At 68.0% G+C, this 22,648-nt stretch carries 19 protein-coding genes; 12 read left to right on the top strand and 7 right to left on the bottom strand.

What is annotated here, in order from left to right:
- Positions 1 to 58 precede the first annotated feature (58 nt).
- On the bottom strand, positions 59 to 2,674 hold the full coding sequence (gene acnD / locus ACUDP5_RS26050; RefSeq protein ID WP_445657576.1) for a Fe/S-dependent 2-methylisocitrate dehydratase AcnD: 2,616 nt from the start codon (positions 2,672 to 2,674) through the stop codon (positions 59 to 61).
- Positions 2,671 to 3,381 (bottom strand): GntR family transcriptional regulator, encoded by a 711-nt coding sequence (locus ACUDP5_RS26045; protein WP_263909448.1) that lies wholly within the window; start codon positions 3,379 to 3,381, stop codon positions 2,671 to 2,673. Before ACUDP5_RS26045 ends, acnD begins: the two co-directional genes overlap by 4 nt.
- 218 nt (positions 3,382 to 3,599) lie before the next feature.
- Here ACUDP5_RS26045 and ykgO point away from each other — a divergent pair, with 218 nt between their 5' ends.
- From ykgO to ACUDP5_RS26030, 3 genes are read left to right on the top strand one after another with little or no spacing between them, the layout of a single operon-like run.
- Complete coding sequence (gene ykgO / locus ACUDP5_RS26040; protein WP_025138121.1) at positions 3,600 to 3,740, top strand: type B 50S ribosomal protein L36; 141 nt, start codon at positions 3,600 to 3,602, stop codon at positions 3,738 to 3,740.
- 21 nt (positions 3,741 to 3,761) lie between these two features.
- Entirely contained in the window at positions 3,762 to 4,871 is a 1,110-nt protein-coding gene (locus tag ACUDP5_RS26035) for an NAD(P)/FAD-dependent oxidoreductase (RefSeq protein WP_445657575.1), read from the top strand.
- Positions 4,852 to 6,492, top strand: coding sequence for a nucleoside recognition domain-containing protein (locus ACUDP5_RS26030; RefSeq protein ID WP_445657574.1), 1,641 nt, complete (start codon positions 4,852 to 4,854; stop codon positions 6,490 to 6,492). The genes ACUDP5_RS26035 and ACUDP5_RS26030 overlap by 20 nt, the downstream gene beginning before the upstream one ends.
- 64 nt (positions 6,493 to 6,556) lie before the next feature.
- Here the strand turns inward: ACUDP5_RS26030 and ACUDP5_RS26025 are convergent, their stop codons facing one another.
- The 3 genes from ACUDP5_RS26025 to ACUDP5_RS26015 form a co-directional block, all read right to left on the bottom strand.
- Positions 6,557 to 6,724: a hypothetical protein gene (locus tag ACUDP5_RS26025; protein WP_263909454.1), complete on the bottom strand. Its 168-nt coding sequence runs from the start codon at positions 6,722 to 6,724 to the stop codon at positions 6,557 to 6,559.
- Between the two features lie 68 nt (positions 6,725 to 6,792).
- On the bottom strand, positions 6,793 to 7,863 hold the full coding sequence (locus tag ACUDP5_RS26020; RefSeq protein ID WP_445657573.1) for an alginate lyase family protein: 1,071 nt from the start codon (positions 7,861 to 7,863) through the stop codon (positions 6,793 to 6,795).
- 111 nt (positions 7,864 to 7,974) lie between these two features.
- Entirely contained in the window at positions 7,975 to 8,811 is an 837-nt protein-coding gene (locus ACUDP5_RS26015) for an alpha/beta hydrolase (RefSeq protein WP_445657572.1), read from the bottom strand.
- Between the two features lie 112 nt (positions 8,812 to 8,923).
- Here ACUDP5_RS26015 and ACUDP5_RS26010 point away from each other — a divergent pair, with 112 nt between their 5' ends.
- Complete coding sequence (locus ACUDP5_RS26010; protein ID WP_263909460.1) at positions 8,924 to 9,400, top strand: hypothetical protein; 477 nt, start codon at positions 8,924 to 8,926, stop codon at positions 9,398 to 9,400.
- Here the strand turns inward: ACUDP5_RS26010 and ACUDP5_RS26005 are convergent.
- Together ACUDP5_RS26005 and ACUDP5_RS26000 are read right to left on the bottom strand one after the other, a co-directional pair.
- The gene (locus ACUDP5_RS26005; RefSeq protein WP_445657571.1) at positions 9,361 to 10,623 is read right to left on the bottom strand and encodes a Zn-dependent hydrolase; all 1,263 of its coding nucleotides are present in this window, start codon (positions 10,621 to 10,623) and stop codon (positions 9,361 to 9,363) included. The two genes, ACUDP5_RS26010 and ACUDP5_RS26005, sit on opposite strands and share 40 nt — an antisense overlap.
- Before the next feature lie 11 nt (positions 10,624 to 10,634).
- A complete protein-coding gene (locus tag ACUDP5_RS26000; RefSeq protein WP_445657570.1) occupies positions 10,635 to 11,990 on the bottom strand; it encodes a dihydroorotase in 1,356 nt (451 codons plus the stop codon).
- A 102-nt stretch (positions 11,991 to 12,092) separates the two neighbouring features.
- On the opposite strand from ACUDP5_RS26000, the gene ACUDP5_RS25995 reads away from it, so the two are divergent.
- The 8 genes from ACUDP5_RS25995 to ACUDP5_RS25960 all read left to right on the top strand — a co-directional run bounded on the left by ACUDP5_RS25995 (position 12,093) and on the right by ACUDP5_RS25960 (position 22,584).
- On the top strand, positions 12,093 to 12,998 hold the full coding sequence (locus ACUDP5_RS25995; protein WP_263909466.1) for a LysR family transcriptional regulator: 906 nt from the start codon (positions 12,093 to 12,095) through the stop codon (positions 12,996 to 12,998).
- 204 nt (positions 12,999 to 13,202) lie between these two features.
- Positions 13,203 to 14,294: a DUF917 domain-containing protein gene (locus ACUDP5_RS25990; protein WP_263909468.1), complete on the top strand. Its 1,092-nt coding sequence runs from the start codon at positions 13,203 to 13,205 to the stop codon at positions 14,292 to 14,294.
- Positions 14,295 to 14,305: 11 nt separating this feature from the next.
- Positions 14,306 to 15,958, top strand: coding sequence for a urocanate hydratase (locus ACUDP5_RS25985; protein ID WP_445657569.1), 1,653 nt, complete (start codon positions 14,306 to 14,308; stop codon positions 15,956 to 15,958).
- A gap of 50 nt (positions 15,959 to 16,008) precedes the next feature.
- On the top strand, positions 16,009 to 17,349 hold the full coding sequence (locus ACUDP5_RS25980) for an MFS transporter (RefSeq protein WP_263909472.1): 1,341 nt from the start codon (positions 16,009 to 16,011) through the stop codon (positions 17,347 to 17,349).
- Entirely contained in the window at positions 17,342 to 19,135 is a 1,794-nt protein-coding gene (locus tag ACUDP5_RS25975) for an HAL/PAL/TAL family ammonia-lyase (RefSeq protein ID WP_445657568.1), read from the top strand. Before ACUDP5_RS25980 ends, ACUDP5_RS25975 begins: the two co-directional genes overlap by 8 nt.
- Before the next feature lie 171 nt (positions 19,136 to 19,306).
- Positions 19,307 to 20,005, top strand: a complete 699-nt coding sequence (locus ACUDP5_RS25970; protein ID WP_263909476.1) for a glutathione S-transferase N-terminal domain-containing protein — start codon at positions 19,307 to 19,309, stop codon at positions 20,003 to 20,005.
- A 325-nt stretch (positions 20,006 to 20,330) separates the two neighbouring features.
- The gene (locus ACUDP5_RS25965; protein ID WP_445657567.1) at positions 20,331 to 21,680 is read left to right on the top strand and encodes a cytochrome c; all 1,350 of its coding nucleotides are present in this window, start codon (positions 20,331 to 20,333) and stop codon (positions 21,678 to 21,680) included.
- Entirely contained in the window at positions 21,673 to 22,584 is a 912-nt protein-coding gene (locus tag ACUDP5_RS25960) for a c-type cytochrome (RefSeq protein WP_445657566.1), read from the top strand. The genes ACUDP5_RS25965 and ACUDP5_RS25960 overlap by 8 nt, the downstream gene beginning before the upstream one ends.
- Positions 22,585 to 22,648: the final 64 nt, after the last annotated feature.

Genomic DNA, 22,648 nt, shown 5'->3' with positions numbered 1-22,648 from the left:
TGTCTTGAATGTGGGCGGCGGGCGCGCGGGGCGCCCGCCTTGATGAGGGTTGCGGGGATCAGCCGGCCTGCTTGGCCGAGCCGGCCGATTCGGCCTCCAGGAAGTCTTGCGCGAAGCGCTGCAGCACGCCGCCGGCTTCGTAGATGGAGACTTCCTCGGCTGTGTCCAGGCGGCAGGTCATGGGCACTTGCAGGGTTTCGCCGTTGCGCCGGTGCACGACCAGCGTCAGGTCGGCGCGCGGCTTGCGTTCGCCGACCACGTCGTAGCTTTCGGTGCCGTCCAGGCCCAGCGTCTTGCGGTTCACGCCCGGCTTGAATTCCAGCGGCAGCACGCCCATGCCGATGAGGTTGGTGCGGTGGATGCGTTCGAAGCCTTCGGCGGCGATGGCTTCGACGCCGGCCAGGCGCACGCCCTTGGCGGCCCAGTCGCGCGACGAACCCTGGCCGTAGTCGGCGCCGGCCACGATGATGAGCGGCTGCTTGCGGTCCATGTAGGTTTCGATGGCTTCCCACATGCGCATCTCTTTGCCTTCGGGTTCCACGCGCGCCAGCGAGCCCTGTTTGATCGTGCCGTCGGCGTTCTTCACCATTTCGTTGAAGAGCTTGGGGTTGGCGAAGGTGGCGCGCTGCGCGGTGAGGTGGTCGCCGCGGTGGGTGGCGTACGAGTTGAAGTCTTCTTCGGGCAGGCCCATCTTGTGCAGGTATTCGCCCGCGGCGCTGTCCATCAGGATGGCGTTGGACGGCGACAGGTGGTCGGTGGTGATGTTGTCGCCCAGCACGGCCAGCGGCAGCATGCCGCGCAGCGTGCGCGCGCCGGCCAGCGCGCCTTCCCAGTATGGCGGCCGGCGGATGTAGGTGCTTTGCGGGCGCCAGGCGTACAGCGGGCTGACGCCGGCCTGGCGTTCGTTCTGGATGCCGAACATGGGCGCGTAGACCTTGCGGAACTGCTCGGGCTTGACGGCGGCCTTGACCGTGGCGTCGATCTCGGCATCGGTGGGCCAGATGTCCTTCAGGCGAATCTCGCGGCCATCGGCGGTGGTGCCCAGCACGTCGCGTTCGATGTCGAAGCGGATGGTGCCGGCGATGGCATAGGCCACCACCAGCGGCGGCGAGGCCAGGAAGGCCTGCTTGGCGTAGGGGTGGATGCGGCCGTCGAAGTTGCGGTTGCCGGACAGCACGGCGGTGGCGTACAGGTCGCGGTCGATGATTTCCTGCTGGATCACGGGGTCCAGCGCGCCCGACATGCCGTTGCACGTGGTACAGGCAAACGCCACGACGCCGAAGCCGAGCTTTTCCAGGTCTTCGGTCAGGCCGGCTTCGTCCAGGTACAGGGCCACGGCCTTGGAACCGGGGGCCAGCGAGCTCTTGACCCAGGGCTTGCGGGTCAGGCCGGCGCGGTTGGCGTTGCGCGCCAGGAGGCCCGCGGCGATGACGTTGCGCGGGTTGCTGGTGTTGGTGCAGCTGGTGATGGCGGCGATGATGACGGCACCGTCGGGCATCAGGCCGGGCTGGTTCTCGACCACGCCGGAAATGCCGCGTTCGGCCAGGTCGGCCACGGGCAGGCGGCGGTGCGGGTTGGACGGACCGGCCAGGGTGCGCACCACGGTCGACAGGTCAAAGCGCAGCACGCGTTCGTATTCGGCGGTCTTCAGGCTGTCGGACCACAGCCCGGCGGTCTTGGCGTAGGTTTCCACCAGCGCGATCTGCTCGTCTTCGCGGCCGGTCAGGCGCAGGTAGTCGATGGTCTGCTGGTCGATCGAGAACATCGCGGCCGTGGCGCCGTATTCGGGCGCCATGTTCGAGATGGTGGCGCGGTCGCCCAGCGTCAGGCTGGCGGCGCCTTCGCCGTAGAACTCCAGGTAGGCGCCCACGACCTTTTCCTTGCGCAGGAATTCGGTCAGCGTCAGCACCACGTCGGTGGCGGTGATGCCGGGTTGGGCGCGGCCCGACAGTTCGACGCCGATGATGTCGGGCAGGCGCATCCACGAGGCGCGGCCCAGCATGACGTTTTCGGCTTCCAGGCCACCCACGCCGATGGCGATGACGCCCAGCGCGTCCACGTGCGGGGTGTGGCTGTCGGTGCCGACCAGCGTGTCGGGGAAGGCCACGCCGTCTTGCGTGTAGATCACCGGCGACATCCGCTCCAGGTTGATCTGGTGCATGATGCCGTTGCCCGGGGGCACGACTTCGATGTTGCGAAAGGCCTGTTTGGTCCAGTCGATGAAGTGGAAGCGGTCTTCGTTGCGGCGGTCTTCGACGGCGCGGTTCTTTTCGAACGCGTCGGGGTCGTTGCCGCCGTATTCCACGGCCAGCGAGTGGTCGACGATCAACTGCACCGGCACCACCGGGTTGACCTTGGCGGGGTCGCCGCCCTTGTCGGCGATGGCGTCGCGCAGGCCGGCCAGGTCGACCAGCGCGGTCTGGCCCAGGATGTCATGACAGACCACGCGGGCCGGATACCACGGAAAGTCCAGGTCGCGGCGGCGTTCGATCAGCTGCTTGAGCGCATCGGTCAGCATCGCGGGGTCGCAGCGGCGCACCAGATTCTCGGCGTGCACGCGCGAGGTATAGGGCAGGCGGTCGTACGCGCCGGGCGAAATGGCGTCCACGGCGGCGCGGGTGTCGAAGTAGTCCAGGCGGGTGCCGGGCAGGGGCTTGCGATAGGATTTGTTCATGCCTCGGTGCGCTTCAGGTTGCCCTGAGCGATCTGATTTTCGATGTTGAGACGGGATGCGCGGATGTGGCGGCGCATCAGGAGTTCAGCCAGCTCGCCATCGCGGTCGGCGATGGCGTCAAGAATGCGGTGGTGCTCGGCATACGACTGCCGGGGGCGATTCGGGGTGGTCGAATACTGGATGCGGTACATGCGCGCCAGTTGGTAGAGCTCGTCGCAGAGCATGCGAAACAGCATGTCGTTGCCGCTGCCTTTGACGATGCGGTAGTGGAAGTCGTAGTCGCCCTCCTGCTGGTAGTAGCCGATGCCCGCCTGGAAGGCTGCGTCTTTTTCGTGGGCTTGCAGCACCTGGCGCAGTTCTTCGATTTCCGCGGGCGGCATGCGGTCGGCGGCCAGGCGGCAAGCCATGCCTTCCAGGGATTCGCGGATTTCATACAGCTCGGCCAGCTCTTTGGGGCTGAGCGACACGACGCGGGCGCCGGCGTGCGGCACGCGCACCAGCAGCTTCTGGCCTTCCAGCCGGTGCAGGGCCTCGCGCAGCGGACCCCGGCTGACGCCATGGATGCGCGCCAGTTCCGGTTCTGAGATCTTGCTGCCGGGGGCGATTTCGCCTTTGACGATGGCGGACTGGATCTTGCGGAAGATGTGTTCCGCCAGGGTCTCGTTATCGCCAGGCTCGGCGCTGGGTAGCGTCAGCACTTTGCTCATTGTGTCAACAATCTGGTCTTTATCTGGGTGAAAACCCGGTGTAAGTCGCCTTTGGGCGATGGATTGTCAACAATTTACCTGCGAGGCGCCATGGCTGCAAGCCCCGGTTCGGGATGCTGCGTGACAAATAGAATGTTATTACATATCATTATTGTCTGGCCGTTGATCCCGCTGGCGCGAGATCGGGGCCTGCATTCTCATTCCTTCCGGAGCCCCGCATGAAAGTCCTTTCCTCTCTCAAAGACGCCAAGACCCGCCACCGGGACTGCCAGGTCGTCAAGCGCCGCGGGCGCATCTACGTGATCTGCAAGTCCAACCCGCGCTTCAAGGCGCGCCAGGGCGGCGCGAAAAACAAGTAACGGCGCATCGTGCAATCGAACGTGCTTGACGTTGCCGTGGTGGGCGCCGGCCCCGCCGGGATCGGCATGGCTGTCGCATTGGCGCGGCACGGGGTGCGGCGGCTCGTGGTGATCGACCGGCACCAGGTGGGCGCCTCGTTCCTGGCGTGGCCGCAGGAAACGCGCTTCATCACGCCGTCGTTCTACAGCAATCCGTTTGGCCTGGCGGACCTGAACGCCGTGACCGAGACCAGTTCGCCGGCCTTGTCCGCGGGCATGGAGCACCTGGACGGGTCACGCTATGCGCAGTACCTCGAACGGGTGGCGCAGGCCCACGAGGTGCCGCTGGCGCTGGGGTACGACGTGACGGGGCTGGCGCGCGGGCCGCGCGGCGAATTTCGGCTGGATACGTCCAAGGGGACGGCGCTGGCGCGGTCGGTGGTGTGGGCCACGGGTGAATACCAGTATCCGGACCTGCGGCCCTTTGCGGGGGCGCAGGCTTGCGTGCATTACGCCGAGGTGGACAGCTGGTCTGCCTTCGACGGCGATGACTACCTGGTGATCGGCGGCTATGAAAGCGGCGTGGATGCGGCGGTGAACCTGGTGGCCGGCGGCGCCCGCGTGCAGTTGCTGGCGCGCAAGTCGACCTGGGACCCGGCCAGCCCGCACGACCCCAGCCTGTCGCTGTCGCCGTACAGCCGTCAGCGGCTGCACCAGGCATTGGACAGCGGTCGGTTGCAGATCGCGTTCGGGGTCAACGTGCTGGAGGTGCGGCGCGAGGCCGCGGGCTTCGTGGCGCTGGCCGAGGACGGCCGCGTGTTTGCCAGCGCGCACGAGCCGATCCTGGGCACCGGCTTTCTGCGGGGCGGCGGCGCGCAGTTGATCCGCGAATGCTTCGACTGGACGGCCGATGGCCGGCCGGTCCTGAGCGCGCATGACGAATCCACGCTGACGCCCGGCCTGTTCCTGGCGGGGCCGCAGGTGCGGCAGGACCGCCGCATCTATTGCTTCATCTATAAGTTCCGCCAGCGCTTTGAAGGCGTGGCGCGGAGGGTGGCACAGCACTTGGGCCTGCCGCCGCAAGAAGAGGCGCCGGGTGCCTGGGGCCCGTTCGGCAATGCGGATTGCTGCGATGACGCCTGCGAATGCTGACACGGTGGTATTGGCCGGGCTGGAGAATGCGGGCAAATCGGCGCTGTTTCGCAGCCTGACGGGCCAGGCGGTCGGCGACGAGAACAACGTGCCGGGGTCCACCGTGGCCTGCCGCGAGGCCTGGCTGCGCGATACCGGCACCCGGCTGGTGGATACGCCGGGCGTGCGGCTGCGCGAAGACAGCGCCGCCACCCGACTGGCCCTGGCGCGGCTGACGCCCGCCGCCGTGGTGGCGGTGGTGATGCGCGTGACCGATGCGCCGGCGCGCATGCGCGAACTGCTGGCCATGCTGGCGGGGGCGCGGCGTGTGTGCGTGGTGCTGACCTTCGCGGACAAGTGCGACGACGGACCGGCGCTGGCTGCGCGTTGCGGCGCCGCGTTGGGCGTGCCGGTGGCGGCCATCAACGCGCGCACGCCTGCGACGCAGGAACTGGTGGCGGTGCGTGCGGCGTTGGCGGGCGCGGCCTTGCTGCCCGCCGCGCCTGCACCGTTGATCGCCTGGCCCGCGGCCGGCCTGCGCCGGCCGCAGCGCACGCCGTTCGACCACGCCCGGCTGGGGGCGTGGTGGGCATTGTTGGCGTTGCTATCGATGTTTGCGTTGCCGGTGGTGCTGGCCTACCTGCTGTCAGGCTGGCTGCAACCCTGGGCCGATGCCGCGCTGGTGCAGCCGCTGACCGAGGCGTTGGCACCCGCGCCGGCCGCGTTGCAGACAGTGCTGGTCGGCAGCTATGGCCTGGTCAGCCTGGGGCTGTATTCCTTCATCTGGGCGTTTCCGGTGGTGGCGCTGATCGGCGTGTCGATGGCGCTGTCCGAAGAAAGCGGGCTGAAGGACCGCATGACCGCGGCGCTGGACCCGGCGCTGCGGCACATCGGCCTGAGCGGACGCGACCTGATCCCGGTGCTGTCGGGCTTTGGCTGCAATGTGGTGGCCACGTTCCAGAGCCGGGGCTGCTCGGCCTGCACGCGGCGCGCCTGCGTCAGCCTGATCGCGTTCGGTTCGGCGTGCAGTTACCAGATCGGCGCGACGCTGTCGGTGTTCGGCGCGGCCGGGCGGCTGTGGCTTTTTGCGCCGTACCTGTTCCTGCTGTTCGTCGTCGGTGCGGTGCACACGCGGCTGTGGCACGGGGCGTTGCGGGCCGATGCCGCCGCGTCGCTGTCCGGCCAGGCGTATCTGCAATGGCCGTCCTGGCGCGGGGTGGCCTGGCGTCTGCGCGCCGTGTTGGCGCAATTCCTGAAGCAGGCGATGCCGGTGTTTCTGCTGATCTGCCTGTTCGCATCCCTGCTGGAAGGCATGGGCGCCATCCAGGCGCTGTCGTCGTGGCTGGCCGCGCCCATGGCGGCGCTGGGCTTGCCGGCGCAGGCGGCGGGCGGCGTGGTGTTTTCGCTGTTGCGCAAGGATGGCCTGCTGGCGCTGAACCAGGGGCAGGGCGCGCTGCTGGCGCAACTGACGGTGGCGCAGACCTTCGTGCTGGTGTGGCTGGCGTCCACCGCTTCTGCTTGCCTGGTGACGCTATGGACCGTGGGGCGCGAACTGGGGGCTCGTCAGGCGTGGGGCCTGGCGGCGCGTCAGGCGGCGACGTCGCTGGTGTCGGCGTGGTTGCTGGCGCTGGTGTTGATCTGATGCGGCCAAGCCGGCGGCCGGCTGACGCCAGAGAAGGCGGGCCGGCACAGGCAAGGGCGTGTGATTACGGACCGGTATCCGGATAATTCGGGCCGGCGTCGCGGAAGCCGCCGCTGCTGTAGGGATTGGCGGCGCCGGGATGCGGCGGGCCGCCAGGGCCCAGGGACGAACAGCCGCCCAGAATAAGCAGGGCGGCCAGCAAAGCCAGCGCGCGTGTCGGGATGGGTTTCATGGTGATCTCCGGCGGCTGCCCCTCGGCGGCCGCGTACAGCCTGTTTGTCGTTCCAGTTTACGCCTGTGTCAGGGTTTGGGCATGACGCCGTGGCGGGCCATCAGGGTCAGGTTGCCGCCCAGGCGGGGGTCCTTGAACGGCCCGTCGGCGTGCATGGCATCGAAGTCGTGCGGATCGGTGGCATGCTGGCGGTAGAACTCGACCCAGCCGCTGCTGCCGTGTGGCCGTTCGGCCTCTTGCGGCGCACCGGCGCGCTGGGCGAACCAGGCGCTGTCGCGATAGCCATCTGCCACACGGTGCGCCAGCCGGCCCAGCGCGCCCTCGCGGTAGGCGTACCAGTCGTGGCCGGTTTCGTAGGCCAGTTCGGCCATCATGACCAGCGGGGCGGCGGCGTAGTCGTGATAGTGCAGGGCGCGGCGGGCGCGCGCCATTTCCATGGGCAGGCTGCCGTCTGGCTGGATGTCTTCCACGCCTTTGCGGTAAATGGCCTGCGCGGTGCGCAGCAGGTCGGCATCGTGGGTTGCCACTGCCGTGGCCATGATGCCGACGCCGGTCCAGTAATAGTGGTTGTTGCGCTTGTGCCGGGTATCGTCCCAGTAGGCCAGGTTGGCGCGGGACAGTTGCCTGAGCCAGGGTTCGATGACGCCGCGCTGCGCCGGCGTGGCCAGCGGCAGGGTCTTCAGGTAGGCCAGGGCAGCGGCGCCGTGGGTCCATTGACGCAGGTAGTCGGGCTGGTCGTTGTTGCTGCGGATCATGCGGCCCAGCATCGCGCCGTCCTGCGCCCACGCGGCCAGCCAGGCCTGGGCGCAGCGGCCTGCGGCGGCGTCGTTGTCGGCCAGGTAGGCGTCGGACATCGTGGCGATGCGCTGCGCGTAGTCGTCCAGGGGGCGCGTCTGGGCGCGGTTGCGGGCCTGCAGCTGCGGATCGATCTTTGAGTGGGCGGCGTCGGTGTAATAGCCCGTGCCTTGCAGGTCGCGCGGCCCGGGAGGCGGTGTCGGGCACTGCGGCGCGGCCGCCAGCGCCTGCGCGCCGGCCAGGGTCAGCAGCAGACCCGTTGCGTATCGCCAGCGGGGCGGCAGGCGGCGCGCAGGGGCCGGAGGGATGCCTGCAATGGGGCGGTGCAAGGGCGAAGTCATCATGCAAACCTGTATTGAAGCGTCGCGACGCGTTCCGAATAGACCTTCCTTCGCGATTTAAGTTGCGTGGCGGCGCGCAGCGCGTCGGCCGCCGATGCCGGGGTTCGTCGCGGTCTAGCGCGCCAGATGGGCGTCGATATAGCGCGAGATTGCGCGGGTTTCGTCGTTGTCTGCACCCACGTCCGCATTGATCTGGGCGTGATTGCGCGCGATACCCAGGATTTCCGCCTGGTTGCCATGCGCGGCGAGCTGGTCGGCGTAGCTGCGCGACCGGCGGCACGGATCCGGCCGCAGGGTCGAGCACACCAGCAGGGTTGGCGATACCGGGCCGCGCAGTTGGGCGGCGGGCGAGGCCTGGGCCCACTGGGCCGGGTCGGCGCCGAAGGCGTCGTCGTAGAAGGGGGCGTGGGGCCGGGGCATGACGTCCAGCAGGTCGAAGCCGGCGCCGTCCAGGATCACGCTGGCGCGCCAGGGCCGTGCGCCGGTGCGTTGGCGCATGGCGGCGTCGGCGGCCAGCAGCGCCAGCAGGTGGCCGCCGGACGAATGGCCCATGACGATGATGCGGTCCGGATCGGCCCCCCAGCCGGGCGCTTCGCGCTGGACCCAGGCCAGCGCCAGGCCCAGGTCCTGTGCCTGGGTTTCTGGACGCGCGGCTGGCAGTACCCGGGTATTGACCGAGACGATCGCAAAGCCCTTGGGCAGCCAGTAGCCCAGTTTGTTGTCGACGACATCCGAGGCGGCCTTGTCGCCGCCTTTCCAGGCGCCGCCGTGCACCATGACGAGGACGGGGGCGGCCGGTCCGGATGAACGACCGGGCAGATAGACGTCCGCCCGTTGCGCCGCGTCCGGGCCGTAGGGCTGATCGATCAGCGGCGCGGCGGGGGCGGCGGGGGCCGGGCTTGCCCCGGCGCAGGCCAGGGCGAGGGCGATCAACAGGTGGGGCAGGCGCATGGCGGCGGGCGGGATCCAGGGTGCCGGCTACTGTAGCGCGGGTGGGCTGCCGTGGCGACCCGGCGACGGTTTGTGGCATGCTGCGCCGCTCTCGTCCTTTTTCCTTGCTGCCATGCCTATCAGACTCTTGTCGCGGCTTTGCGATTTTCTGCTGCTGTTTGCCGCCGCGGCGCTGTTCGGCGCCTGCCTGACGGCCAAGTTGCGGACCGGGTCGTACGGACTGGCGATGCCCGATGCGCCTTATCTGTACGAGCGGTCGGACTTCTTTCTGGATGCGTCATTCGCCGGCCTGGTGGCCTGGCTGGCGCTGGCCGTGGCCGAACGGTTTACGCCGTTGGGCCGATCGGCCATCGGCCGCGCCGTGGCCGGCATGGGGGCGGCGCTGCTGGCCATTTATCTGGGGCCGCCGGCCCCGATCGTGTTCGGCAACACCTGGGCGCGCTGGGAACCGACCTTTGAATTGTTCCTGGCCCAGTGGGACATCGCGTTGCCGCTGGCGGTGGCGGTCGTGGCGGCGCGCCAGGGCATTCGCAAGCTGGCGTCCGTGATTTACCCGCGCAGCACCCGATCCAATTCAAGCACCGTCTGATACAGCACGCGCGTGCCGTCCAGCAGTTGCGCCGGTTCGATCCATTCTTCGGGGCAGTGGCTGCGGCCGTGCAGGCAGGGGATGAAGATCATGCCGATGGGGCCGGTGGGCGCCATGTAGACCGCGTCGTGGCCGGCGCCGCTGGGCAGGCGCATGCTGGCGTAGCCCAGCTGGTCGGCGGCGGCCTTGACGGCATCCATCACCAGCGGCGCGCAGTCGGTGGGCTGGGCGCGGCTGAGCTGGGTGAAGCCGGCGGTCAGGCGCAGCGCCTTCAGGTCGTCGGCCACCGAGGCCATCAGCGTTTCGGGAAACGCGTCCAGCACCGCATTGCTGTCGCTGCGCATTTCCAGCGTCAGTTCGACGCGGCCGGGCACGGCATTGGCGGCGTTGGGCGTCATGGCCAGCTTGCCTACCGTGGCCACCACGTAATGCGGATTGCCGCTGGCGGCACTGGCCTGGCGGCTGGCGGCGTCGATGAGGCGGGCCGCGCCCACCAGGGCATCGCGGCGGATGTCCATGGGGGTGGTGCCGGCGTGGTCGGGCTGGCCTTCGACCACGATCTGCACGCGGCGGATGCCGACGATGTTGGTGACCACGCCGATGGGCAGTTGGCGGCTTTCCAGCACGGGGCCCTGTTCGATGTGCAGTTCAACGAACGCCGCGGTGCCATGCGCGCCGCGCAAGGGGGCATTGAGCGCGGCCGGGTCGCCGCCGATGCGGGCGATGCCCTGGGCCAGCGTTTCGCCGTCGGGGTTGCGGGCGGCCAGCATGTCGGCGCTGAGCTGGCCGCTGAGCGCGCGGCTGCCGACGCACGAAATGCCGTAGTCGCTGGGCTCTTCGGACAGGAAGTCGATGACCTCGAAGTCGTGCTCCAGTTCGATGCCGTGTTCCTGCAGGGTGTGGGCGACTTCGATGCCGGCCAGCACGCCGATGATGCCGTCGAAGCGGCCGCCGCTGGGTACGGTGTCGCAATGCGAGCCGGTGGCGATGGGCTTGCGGGCGGGGTTGCGGCCGGCGCGGGTGCCGATCAGGTTGCCGCCGGCATCCACGCGCGTCGTCAGGCCCGCGGCCTCGAATTCGACGCGCAGCCACTGGCGCGCTTCCTGGAACAGCGGCGAGAACGCGCGGCGAGTCCAGGGCTGGTCGGGCAGGGTGAAGCGCGACAGCGCTTCGACGCGGGCCCACAGGCGGTCGGCGTTCAGGGGCGGAAAGGGCTGGGACATGGGCGCGGCCTTCACGCCTGGCGCGGGCGCAGGAAGCGGCCGTCGCCCTGCTGGTTGACGATGCGCTGGCCGTCGTAGACCTGCTGGCCGCGGCACCAGGTGCCGGCTACCCGCACGGTGAATTCACGGCCTTCGAACGAGCTCCAGTTCACGGCGGCCAGGCTGCCGGACGGATCGAAAGCGTAGCGTTCCGGGGTGAGGATGACGATGTCGGCGTCCTTGCCGATATCCAGCGTGCCCTTGCGGTCGTCGAGCAGGAAGTGCTTGGCGGGGTTGCTGCACAGCTGGCGCACCACCATGGTGGGCGAAATGCCGTGTTCTTCGCAGCCGGTCCAGAAGGCGGGCAGCAGGGTTTCCAGGCCGGGGCCGCCAGATGAGTTCTTGAAGACGTTGGGATTCTGCTTGCGTTCGAGGCTCCAGCTGACGTGGTCGGACGAGACGAAGGTGCATTCGTCGTTGGCGATGTGGGTCCAGAGCCGGTCGACCTCGGCCTTGGGGCGGATGGGCGGGTAATGCTTGGTCTTGGCGCCGAAGCGGCGGGTGTGTTCTTCGTGGTTCAGCATCAGGTACTGCACGCAGGTTTCGATGCTGGCGCGGTGGCCGTTGCGGCGGTACATGTTGCAGATCTCGAAGCCGCGCGAGGTGGACACGTGCACCGCATGGGCGCGGGCGCCGGTCTCGGCGCCGATCTCGTAGATCAGGGCGGTGGCCAGGTTTTCGATCAGCGGCGTGTGGGCGCGCATGAAGGCGTCCCAGCCGGTGTCGCCGGCGTCGATGAGGCGCGCGATGTTCTTGCGCGTCATTTCCTGCATCTGGTTGTGCACGCCGCAGGCCAGGCCCGACGGCGCGATCAGGCGAAAGGCGTCGTACAGATCGTCTTCTTCGATGCGTGGAAAGCGGCCGGGCGTGGCTTCGAAGGTCGAGAACTTGAAGGCACAGACGCCGCCTTCGATCAGGCCCGCGGCGGCCGCCAAGCCGTGTTGCGTGTTCAGCGTGCCGAACAGGGCCACGTCGACGTGGCAGTCGCGTTCGACCTCGGCGATCTTGGCGTCCAGGTGGGGGCGCGAGGCCACGGGTTCGGGGTCGTCGTAGGGCATGTCGACCATGACGGTGACGCCGCCGGCAGCGGCGGCGCGGGACGCCCAGCCCAGCCCTTCCTGGTTGGCCTGGCTGCCGGAATGCACCTGGCCGTCGACCACGCCGGGGATGATCCACTGGCCCGTGGCGTCGACGCTGTCGCGCGCCGCGGGGGCCGTGCCGGTGCCGCGCGCGGCGATCTTGCCGCCTTGCACCGCCAGCCAGCCGTTTTCCACAATGCCGTGCGGATCGACGATATTGCCGCGCACCACCCAATCGAAATCGCTCATGACCACTTCCATTCAGACCAAGGATTGAAGGGCAGTGTAGTAAGCGCAGGTCAAAACGTCTTATGCTTATATGTACGTAGGAATTAACATCAGGTTAAGCATATGAAATTGAATCTGCGACAGATCGAGGTGTTCCGCGCCATCATGATCAGCGGCTCGATCAGCGGCGCCTCGAAGCTGTTGTTCGTGTCGCAGCCCGCCGTCAGCCGGCTCATCGCCTACACCGAGCAGCGCCTGGGGCTGATGCTGTTCGAACGCATCAAGGGCCGGCTGTACCCCACGCCGGAAGCGCGTCGGCTGTTCGTGGAAGTGACCGCGCTCTATCAGAACGTGCAGCGCGTGAACGAGGTGGCCGATAACCTGGCCGAGAACCGCGAAGGCCAGTTGCGGCTGTCTTGCAGCCCCAGCCTGGGGCAGTCGCTGCTGCCACGTGCCATCGCCCGGTTCCGCCGCCAGTTTCCCGAGATCCGCATCGTGTTGCAGACGCTGATTCCCGCAGTGATGGAGCAGTCGCTGCTGACCCAGCAGGTCGAGCTGGGGGTGGCGTACATGCCGGTGAACCACCCCAGCCTGGCCACCCGGCCGCTCTATGAAAACAAGATCGTGGCGGTGCTGCCGGCGGGCCATCCGCTGGCCGCGCGCCGCCAGGTCACGGCGGCTGAACTGGCGCGCGAACCGCTGATCGGCTACAGCGCCGACATTCCGTTCGGCATGCTGGTGCACAAGCTGTTCGGCGCCGAAGATGCCCAGCCCGAACCGCGCATCGAGGTGCAGCAGGCGCACGTGGCCTGCGCCCTGGTGCAGGCCGGCGCCGGGGTGGCGCTGGTGGACGAGATCACGGTGGCGGGGCCGATCTGGTCCGATGTGGTGACGGTGCCGATCGTGGATACGGTGCACGCGCCGGTCAATGTCTTTCACCTGCAGTTGCAGCCGCTGTCGCGCTTGGCGCAGGCGTTCATCGACGTGCTGCACAAGCTGGACCTGCCCGCCGCCCCGGAATCCGACTGATATATCGCCTGGGGATATCCCTAGGTGGGGCGCGGCGCCACGTCGCGCCGCTCTCTGAGTGCGGCCAACAATTAACACAGCGTTATAGACAAGGCATAAAAGGTAATACGACATTAACAAGATTGCTTCCTATGATTCCCCGAAATCTCCAGCGCCATGGCGTCGCTGGACCGGCTGAACCGCTATCGGGAAAGGAAGGGCGAAATGGGAAGAATCTTGACGATGAAAGACGTCGAAGCCGCGGTCAGGGGCGGTTCGGTGTTTGCCTGTGGCGGGGGCGGCTGGGCCGATCATGGCCGTGAACTGGGGTCGCTGGCGGTGACCATCGGCCGGCCCGAGCTGGTCTCGATGGACGAAGTACCCGACGACGCCTGGATTGCCACGGCCGCCGCCATCGGCGCGCCGGGCGGCCTGACCGATTGGCAGATGCTGGGCATCGACTACGTCAAGGCGGCCGAACGCCTGCAAGATGCCCTGGGCGAACGCCTGTACGGGCTGATCATCGGCCAGAACGGCATGTCGAGCACGCTCAACGGCTGGCTGCCGTCGGCGGTGCTGGGTACCAAGGTGGTGGACGCGGTGGGCGACATCCGCGCCCATCCCACGGGCGATATGGGGTCCCTGGGCCTGGCCGGCAGCCCCGAACCCATGATCCAGTGCGCAGTGGGCGGCAACCGCGCCAACAATGCCTATATGGAACTGACCGTGCACGGCGCCACGGGCAAGGTGTCGCCGGTGCTGCGCAAGGCGGCCGACATGGCCGGCGGCTTCATCGCCAGCTGCCGCAACCCGATCCGCGCGTCGTACGTGCGGCGTCATGCGGCGCTGGGCGGCATCAGCCGCGCGCTGGCGCTGGGCGAAGCCATCCTGGCGGCGCAGCCCAAGGGCGGCAGCGCCGTGATCGACGCCCTCTGCAAGGCCACGCAGGGCGAGATCATCGGCTCGGGCAAGGTGGTGCGCAACACGCTCAAGTACACCGAAGAAGCCTTCGATATCGGCACGGTCGAAATCGGCGAAGGCGCGGGCAAGCGCGTCATCCACGTGATGAACGAGCACATGGCCGTGACCGACGCACAAGGCGAACGCATCGCCTGCTACCCCGACGTCATCACCACGCTGGACGCCGACGGCAACCCGGTCAGCGCGGGCAAGCTGAGGGAAGGCCTGCAGGTGTCGATCCTGCACGTGTCCAAGCAGCACATTCCGCTGTCTTCCAGCGTGACCGATGCGTCGGTGTATCCCATCGTCGAAAAGGCGCTGGGCATGGATTTCACCGGCTACGCGCTGGCACGCTGAGGGGCCGCACGATGAAACGCGAATTCAACGTTCCCGGCGGCACGGCGCTGCGTTGCAAGGGCTGGCGCCAGGAGGCCCTGCTGCGCCTCCTGGAAAACGTGCTGGCGGTGGGCGAAGACCCGGACAATCTGGTGGTCTACGCCGCGCTGGGCCGTGCGGCGCGCGACTGGCCGTCGCACGACGCCATCGTGCGCGCGCTGCTTGAACTGGAAGAAGACCAGACCCTGATCGTGCAGTCGGGCAAACCCATCGGGGTGCTGCGCACGCATCCGCAGGCGCCCATCGTCATCATGGCCAACTGCAATATGGTGGGGCAGTGGGCCCACGCCGAAAACTTCTACCAGCTGCAGGACGACAACCTCATCTGCTGGGGCGGGTTGACTGCCGGCGACTGGCAATACATCGGCTCGCAGGGCGTCATCCAGGGCACCTACGAAATCTTCTGCCGCATCGCCGAGCGCCACTTCGGCAACGACCTGCGCGGCCGCTTCATCCTGACCGCCGGCATGGGCGGCATGGGCGGCGCCCAGCCCCTGGCCGGCCGCATGGCCAACGCCGCCATCCTGACCGTCGAGATCAATCCGGAACGCATCGAAAAGCGCTTGAAGGCGGGCTTCCTGGAACGCCGCGCCGAGTCGCTGGACGAGGCGCTGGCCCTGATCCGCGAGGCCCAGGCGGCGCGCCGCCCGATCTCGGTAGGGCTGCTGGGCAACGCGGCCGACGTCTATCCGGAAATCCTGGCGCGCGGCATCGTGCCGGACATCGTCACCGACCAGACGTCCGCGCATGACCTGGTGTACGGCTACGTGCCGTCGGGCTACACGCTGGACCAGGTAGTGCGCATGCGCCAGGACGACATGGCCGGGCTGATGCACGCCAGCCGCCAGTCCATCGTGCGCCACGTCACCGCGATGCTGGGCTTCAAGGACCGTGGCGCCGTGGTGTTCGACAACGGCAACCTGATCCGTACCCATGCCAAGCAGGGCGGCGTGGACCGCGCGTTCGAGATTCCGGTGTTCACCGAGGCCTTCCTGCGGCCGCTGTTCGCGCGCGCCATCGGCCCGTTCCGCTGGATCGCGCTGTCCAACGACCCGGGCGACATCCGCAAGATCGACGACTTTCTTTTGCAGCGCTTTCCGGACAACCTGATCGTATCCAACTGGATTCGCCTGGCGCGCCAGGAAGTGCCGTTCGAAGGCTTGCCGGCGCGCATCGCCTGGCTGGGCCACGGCGAACGCACCGAGCTGGCGCTGGAAGTGAACCGCATGGTGCGGGACGGCGTGCTGGCCGCGCCGGTGGCCTTCACCCGCGACCATCTGGATGCCGGCGCCATGGCGCACCCCAACATCATGACCGAGAACATGCGCGACGGCTCGGACGCCATCGCCGATTGGCCCTTGCTGAACGCCATGATCAATTGCGCGTCCAGCGCCGACCTGGTGGCGATTCATTCCGGGGGCGGCGGTTACAGCGGCTACATGACCAGCGCGGGTGTCACGGTGGTGGCGGACGGCACCGACGCGGCGGCGCAGCGATTGTCGCTGTCGCTCACCAACGACACCGCCAGCGGCGTGCTGCGCTATGCCGACGCCGGCTACGAAGAGGCGCTGGACGAGGTCAGCAAAAAAGGCATAGGCCGCATCGATACGTCGGTGCGGGCTTGAACGGCAGGACATAACAGCCCCGGATACGGGGCGATTCAACGGGAACGTCAATGAAGAACATCGCAATCAACCCGGGCGCCGGGGTATTGGGGGGCAATCCCCCCCATGCTGGCGCCGACGAACACAAGGGCGCCAAGAAGGCCGTCATCGCCGCATCCATCGGCAATGCGCTGGAATGGTATGACTTCTCGGTCTACGCGCTGTTTGCGGTGTATATCGGGCAGAACTTCTTTCAGAACGCAGACCCGACGGTGCAGCTGATGGCCTCGTTCCTGGCCTTCGGGCTGGGCTTCGTGGTGCGGCCGCTGGGCGCGCTGGTGCTGGGCTCGTACGGCGACCGGGCCGGGCGCAAAGCCGCGCTGACCATGACCATCATGCTGATGGCGCTGGGCACCCTGCTGATCGCCATTGCGCCGCCGTACGCGGCCATCGGCGTGGGGGCGCCGCTCTTGATCGTGTGCGGCCGCATGCTGCAGGGCTTTTCGGCCGGCGGCGAAGTGGGCGGCGCCACCGCATTCCTGGTCGAGCATGCACCGGAAGGCAAGCGCGGCCAGTATGCCTCGTGGCTGCAGGCCAGCATGGGCATTTCCAACCTGCTGGGCGCGCTGGTCGCCACGCTGGTGACCACCTTCCTGACCGAAGACCAGGTGGGCGAGTGGGGCTGGCGCATTCCGTTCATCGTGGGCCTGTCGATTGCCCCGGTGGGGCTGTGGATGCGCCGCACGCTGGACGAAACGCCCCATTTTCGCGAAGAGCAGGCCCGTCAGGCGGCCACGAAAAATCATGTCAAGGCGCCGCTGCTGGCGGTGCTGCGCGACTACCCGCGTGAACTGTTCACGGGCCTGTGCATGTCGGTGCTGTGGGCGATCGGCCCGTACGCGCTGATCATCTTCATGCCGATCTACGTGCAGAAAAGCATGGGCTTCACCAGCTCGCAGGCGTTTCTGGGGGCGCTGGTGGGCAACCTGTTCCTGATCGGCGGCTGCTTCTTTTCGGGCACGCTGTCCGACCGCTACGGCCGCCGCACGGTGCTGCGCGGGTCGGCCTTGCTGCTGCTGGTGACGGTGTATCCGCTGATGATGTGGCTGCAGGCCAACCACACGCAGTTCGCACTGATCGTGGTGCAGTCGCTGTTCTGCCTGCTGGTGGCGATGTACGTGGGCACGGCGCCGGCCGCCCTGTCCGAAGTCTTCCCGACGGCGGTGCGCTCGTCCGGCATGTCCCTGTCGTACAACACCGCGGTGACGGTGCTGGGCGGTTTTGCGCCGGCCATCCTGACCTGGATCACCTACACCACCGGGGTGTCGTTCGCGCCGGCCCTGTATGTGATGGGCGCCTGCGTGGTGGCGCTGGTGGCGTTGACCCTGCTGCCGCCGAGCCGCCATGTCTGACGGCCCCGTGAAGTCGCCGCAGAGGTCGGCGCCGGGATGGCTGGCCGCGCTGGCCGCGGCGCTGGTCCTGTCGCCACTGGCGGGCGTTGCCGCGCCGGCCGCACCGGCCGGCCAGGCCGCGCCCGAAACTGCCAGTGCCGCGGCATCGACCGCTGCGCCCCGGCCCGTAGCCGATTGCGCCGTCACCCTCGACGGCCGCTCGCTGACCGCCGCCCAGGTCGTGGCGGTGGCGCGGCAGGACTGCGCCGTCACCATCGCCCCGCAAGCCGCCCAACGCGCGGCCCGCGCCTACGATCTGTTGCTGGCCTACGCCCGCCTGGACAAGCCGGTGTACGGCCTGAACCGGGGCGTGGGCCTGAACAAGGACCAGACCATCTTCCAGGGCGGCGACATTTCGCCCGAGGTGCGGCGCCTGTCCGAGCAGTTCAACCGCAACCTGCTGCATTCGCACAGCGCGGCCTACGGCAACGAGGCGCCGCGCGATGTGACCCGCGCGGCCATGCTGATCCGCCTGAACACCGCGCTGTTCGGCGGGGCCGGCATGCAGCCCGCGGTGCTGGACCAATACGCCGCCTTCCTGAACCGCGACGTGACGCCGGTGATGCTGGGCGAAGGCTCGGTCGGCCAGGCCGACATCACCATCCTGCCGCAGATCGGCCTGGTCATGATGGGCGAGGGCGAGGCCTGGCGTGGCGGGCGGCGCCTGGGCGCCGCGCAGGCGCTGCACGAGGCCGGGCTGGCGCCGGTGCGGCCGTTCGGCAAGGATGCGCTGTCCATGGTCAGTTCCAACGCCTACGGCGCCGCGGTGGCGGTGCTGGCTGCGCACGATGCGCGGGCGCTGCTGGCCCAGGCCGATGCGGTGGCGGCGCTGTCGCTGGAAGGGCTGGATGGCAATCTGGCGCCGCTGCTGGCCCCGGCGCAGTCGCAGCGGCCCTATGCCGGCCAGCGCGCCACCGCCGAGCGCATGCTGGGGCTGCTGCAAGGCAGCGCGTTGTGGAAAACCGATGCGCAGCGGCCGCTGCAGGATCCGCTCAGCTTCCGCACCGTCAGCCAGGCGCACGGGGCCGCCCGCGACATGCTGGCGCTGCTGGACAGCCAGTTGCAGGTGCAGATCAACAGTTCCGATGACAACCCGACCGTGGTGCTGGACGCCACGCCCAGCCCCGGTGCATCCGCCTACGAAACCCAGTATTTCGTGACCGACGGCCCGGTGCGGGGGGCGGTGCTGCCCAGCGCCGGCTTTGACCCCAGCGCCTGGGTGCTGCCGCTGCAGGGCACGGCGGTGGCCCTGTCGCAGGTGGCGCAACTGTCGGCGCAGCGCACCTTGCGCCTGACCGACCCGGCCTTCACGCGGCTGCCGCGCTTTCTCAGCCCGGGCAACGGCGCCATCGGCTACGGCCCGATCCAGAAGACCGTGTCGGCGCTGGCGGCCGACGTGCGGGCCCTGTCCGGCCCGGTCGTGACCGACGTGCAGGCGCAGGCCGGCAACATCGAAGACGTGGGCACCAACGCGCCGTTGACCGGGCTGCGCGTGACCGGGCAGATCGCCGCCTTGACCCGGTTGCTGGCGGTGGAACTGATGCATGCGGCCCAGGCCGTGGACCTGCGCTATCCGCAAGGGCCGGCAGCCGCCCTGGGGCAGGGCACGGCCATCCTGTGGCGGGACTTCCGCAGGCAGGTGCCGCACCTGGCCGAAGACCGCCGCAACGACGCCGACATCATCGCGGCCACGGCATTCCTGCGGCAGAACCGGGACGCCCGATCCGCCTGGGCGCCTGGCCTGTAGGCGTGGAACAGTCTGTTGCGCGGCGGCCGCCCACGGGCCGGCCGCCGAACGCTTGCCAAGCGGGTGATTTGCGTTAAATTTGCGCGACGCCCGCAGGCGCCGGATTGCCCGCCGCCCGCGCCGCCACCGCGTTTCCAATCGCCACCCCCGGATCTCCAGGAGTTCCTACGCATGTCTTCCCTAGACTCGTTCGCCATCACCCAAAAATGGCCCGCCCGGCACCCCGACCGCATCCAGCTCTATTCGCTGCCCACGCCTAACGGCGTGAAGGTGTCGATCCTGCTGGAAGAGCTGGGCCTGCCCTATGAGCCGCACCGGGTCAGCTTCGATTCCCAGGACCAGTTTTCGCCGGAATTCCTGTCGCTCAGCCCGAACAACAAGATCCCGGCGATCCTGGACCCCAACGGCCCCGACGGCAAGCCGCTGGCGCTGTTCGAGTCCGGCGCCATCCTGGTCTACCTGGCCAGCAAGACGGGCCAGTTCATCCCCGCCGACACCGCCGGCCGCTATGAAACGCTGCAATGGGTGATGTTCCAGATGGGCGGCATCGGCCCGATGTTCGGCCAGCTGGGCTTTTTCCATAAGTTCGCCGGCAAGGACTACGAAGACAAGCGCCCGCGCGACCGTTATGTGGCCGAATCCAAGCGCCTGCTGGGCGTGCTGGACAAGCGCCTGGAAGGCCGCGCCTGGGTCATGGGCGACCAATACACCATCGCCGACATCGCGATCCTGCCGTGGGTGCGCAACCTGATCGGCTTCTACGGCGCCGGCGACCTGGTCGAATTCTCGCAATTCAAGAACGTCGCCCGCGTGCTGGAAGCATTCGTGGCGCGTCCGGCAGTGGTAAAGGGTCTGACTATTCCGGCTTGAGCATTGCGCCGTGCCTGGATGTCGGCAAAGATCCGTTTAACGCAATAGCTGGTGAGCCCTCGGGCAAATGCGTTGACTGCCGCGATAGCGGTTCCGCCAAAAGCGGAGGTAACAGACGCCAGGCTACGGGGCCCCTTCGGGGGCCTTCGTTCTTTGCCGCGGCGCCGTTGTCTGAACGCCCTTTGCGTCCGGTCAAACAAGCCCGATACTTTCATGCTTTTCAGTCATATGCTTATTACCAGAAGGCGTAAGCTGGCCTCATAAGCTGGACAACGCTGTACGAACACCCGACGTGCGCGCTTGCCGGCGCGTAACGGAGGGTCAGATGAAGAAGTTCGGGATCAAGGCGGTGGTGGCGCTGCTGGTATTGGCAGGCGGGGCCATTGGCGGCGCCCAGGTGCTTACCGCCCATCGCAAGACAGACACCACGGCGACGATCGATCCGCAGGATCGGCGCCTGGTCGAGGCCGGCGCCTATATCGCGCGCACGGCCGACTGCGTGGCCTGTCACAGCGTGCCCGGCGACAAGCCCTTTGCGGGCGGCCTGGCGATGCAGACGCCGGTGGGCACGATCTACTCGTCCAACATCACGCCCGACAAGGCCGCCGGCATCGGCGCCTACACCTACGCCGATTTCAAGAACGCGGTGCAGTACGGCATCCGCAAGGACGGCACGCCGCTCTATCCGGCCATGCCGTATCCGTCGTACGCCATCATGCCGGACGCCGACGTGCAGGCGCTGTACGCCTACTTCATGGCCGACGTGAAGCCCGATGGCAAGCCCAGCGCCGATTCCACCATTCCGTGGCCGCTGAACATGCGCTGGCCCATGGCCTGGTGGCAGGCGCTGTTTGCCGGCAAGCGGCAGTTCGCGGCGCCGGCCGGCGCCGACGACATGCTGACGCGTGGCGCCTATCTGGTGGAAGGGCCGGGGCATTGCGGCGCCTGCCATACGCCGCGTGGCCTGGCCTACCAGGAAAAGACGCTGTCCATGGCGGATGGCGATGCCTTCCTGTCGGGCGCGGTGATCGACGGTTGGCGGGCCAAGAGCCTGCGCGGCGAAGCCCAGGGCCTGCAATCGTGGACGGCGGCCGACATCGCGCTGTTCCTGAAGACCGGCCGCACCGACAAGGTGGCGGCCTTTGGCGCGATGGCCGACGTGGTCGAGCACAGTACGCGTTATTTCAGCGACAACGACCTGGCCAGCATCGCGGCCTACCTGAAGCAATTGCCGCCGGTGCAGGGCAAGTTGCCGGTGTTTGCCGCCAAGGCCGATGCCACCACGGCGGCGTTGATGGCCGGTCGCTACGACAGTCGCGGCGCGGTGATCTACATGGAACAGTGCGTGGTCTGCCATCGCGCCGACGGCCAGGGCATGCCGCGCATTTTCCCGGCGCTGGCGGGCAATTCGGCCATCTTCGCGCAGAACCCGCAGTCCATCATCCAGATCACCCTGGAAGGCGGCAAGATGCCCGCCAACGACCATGATGCCATGGCCTTCGCCATGCCCGGGTTCAACCACCTGAGCGACCGCGACATCACCGACGTCATCAATTTCATCCGCACGGCCTGGACCAACCAGGCGCCGGCCATCGCCGATGGCGACGTGGCGCACATCCGCGACTTCCTGGCGGGCAAGAAACCGAACATCGTGTCGGGAGGCAAACATGAATAACAGGCTCAAGATTGCCGCGGCGCTGGTGCTGGCGGCCACGGTCGGGGGCGGCATGGCCGCGATGGCGGCGCAGGATGCGCCGGCTGCGGACCCCAACGGCAAGACCTTCGCCGTGCTGGACAAGGACGGCAAGCGGCTGGCGGACTACACCATTCCGTCCGACACGCTGATTGCCAAGGAACCCAACGCCGACCAGATCAACTACGGCAAGCGCCTGCTCAACGAAACCCGCCGCCTGCTGCCGCAGAACACCGGCGCCAGCATGAATTGCAACAGCTGCCACGTGCAGCAGGGCAAGAAGCCGCTGGGCGCGCCGTACATCAACACGGTCAATTCGTTTCCGCAATTCAACCCGCGCGCCAACCGCGTGGTGACGCTGGAAGACCGCATCAACGGCTGTTTCATGCGGTCGATGAACGGCAAGCCGCTGGACAAGACGTCGCCGGAAATGCAGGCCATGGTGGCCTACATGAAGTGGCTGGCGCAGGACGTGCCGCATGGCGCCAAGGTGCAGATCGAAAACGCCTGGCCGATCGACACCAGGCTGATCGGCGACCCTGTGCGCGGGAAAAGCCTGTACGCGGCGCAGTGCGCCGCCTGCCACGGCGCCAACGGCGAAGGCAAGAAGGACCGCGCAGGCGACATCGTGTTTCCGCCGCTGTGGGGCGACGAGTCGTTCAACATCGGCGCGGGCCTGGCGCGCACCTACAAGGCCGCGGCCTTCATCCGCAACAGCATGCCGATGGGGGTGAACACCCACGGCACCTGGGGCGAAGGCGGCGTACTGTCGGACCAGGACGCGGTGGACGTGGCGGAATACTTCACCCACATGCCGCGCCCGGACTTCCCGGGCAAGGAAAAGGACTGGCCGAACGGCAAGAAACCCAAGGACGCGCGGTATTGAGGTGATCGTTGCCGAGGACCGCCCCGAGCCGCCGCCGCGGCGCGGGACCTCGTGGCGGACGCGT

The sequence above is a fragment of the Achromobacter sp. NCFB-sbj8-Ac1-l genome (assembly GCF_052695805.1).
Note: the sequence above shows the minus strand (reverse complement) of the source record. Positions and strands in the feature narration are given on the sequence as shown.

What these genes read in the sequence shown, in the direction of transcription:
- ACUDP5_RS26000 (WP_445657570.1), bottom strand. Translation starts at nt 11,990, where the DNA reads ATGAGCGATTTCGATTGGGTGGTGCGCGGCAATATCGTCGATCCGCAC.
- ykgO (WP_025138121.1), top strand. Translation starts at nt 3,600, where the DNA reads ATGAAAGTCCTTTCCTCTCTCAAAGACGCCAAGACCCGCCACCGGGAC.
- ACUDP5_RS25960 (WP_445657566.1), top strand. Translation starts at nt 21,673, where the DNA reads ATGAATAACAGGCTCAAGATTGCCGCGGCGCTGGTGCTGGCGGCCACG.
- ACUDP5_RS26015 (WP_445657572.1), bottom strand. Translation starts at nt 8,811, where the DNA reads ATGCGCCTGCCCCACCTGTTGATCGCCCTCGCCCTGGCCTGCGCCGGG.
- ACUDP5_RS25995 (WP_263909466.1), top strand. Translation starts at nt 12,093, where the DNA reads ATGAAATTGAATCTGCGACAGATCGAGGTGTTCCGCGCCATCATGATC.
- ACUDP5_RS26030 (WP_445657574.1), top strand. Translation starts at nt 4,852, where the DNA reads ATGACGCCTGCGAATGCTGACACGGTGGTATTGGCCGGGCTGGAGAAT.
- ACUDP5_RS26025 (WP_263909454.1), bottom strand. Translation starts at nt 6,724, where the DNA reads ATGAAACCCATCCCGACACGCGCGCTGGCTTTGCTGGCCGCCCTGCTT.
- ACUDP5_RS25970 (WP_263909476.1), top strand. Translation starts at nt 19,307, where the DNA reads ATGTCTTCCCTAGACTCGTTCGCCATCACCCAAAAATGGCCCGCCCGG.
- ACUDP5_RS26010 (WP_263909460.1), top strand. Translation starts at nt 8,924, where the DNA reads ATGCCTATCAGACTCTTGTCGCGGCTTTGCGATTTTCTGCTGCTGTTT.
- ACUDP5_RS26020 (WP_445657573.1), bottom strand. Translation starts at nt 7,863, where the DNA reads ATGATGACTTCGCCCTTGCACCGCCCCATTGCAGGCATCCCTCCGGCC.
- ACUDP5_RS25990 (WP_263909468.1), top strand. Translation starts at nt 13,203, where the DNA reads ATGGGAAGAATCTTGACGATGAAAGACGTCGAAGCCGCGGTCAGGGGC.
- ACUDP5_RS26005 (WP_445657571.1), bottom strand. Translation starts at nt 10,623, where the DNA reads ATGTCCCAGCCCTTTCCGCCCCTGAACGCCGACCGCCTGTGGGCCCGC.
- ACUDP5_RS25975 (WP_445657568.1), top strand. Translation starts at nt 17,342, where the DNA reads ATGTCTGACGGCCCCGTGAAGTCGCCGCAGAGGTCGGCGCCGGGATGG.
- ACUDP5_RS25985 (WP_445657569.1), top strand. Translation starts at nt 14,306, where the DNA reads ATGAAACGCGAATTCAACGTTCCCGGCGGCACGGCGCTGCGTTGCAAG.
- acnD (WP_445657576.1), bottom strand. Translation starts at nt 2,674, where the DNA reads ATGAACAAATCCTATCGCAAGCCCCTGCCCGGCACCCGCCTGGACTAC.
- ACUDP5_RS26045 (WP_263909448.1), bottom strand. Translation starts at nt 3,381, where the DNA reads ATGAGCAAAGTGCTGACGCTACCCAGCGCCGAGCCTGGCGATAACGAG.
- ACUDP5_RS25980 (WP_263909472.1), top strand. Translation starts at nt 16,009, where the DNA reads ATGAAGAACATCGCAATCAACCCGGGCGCCGGGGTATTGGGGGGCAAT.
- ACUDP5_RS25965 (WP_445657567.1), top strand. Translation starts at nt 20,331, where the DNA reads ATGAAGAAGTTCGGGATCAAGGCGGTGGTGGCGCTGCTGGTATTGGCA.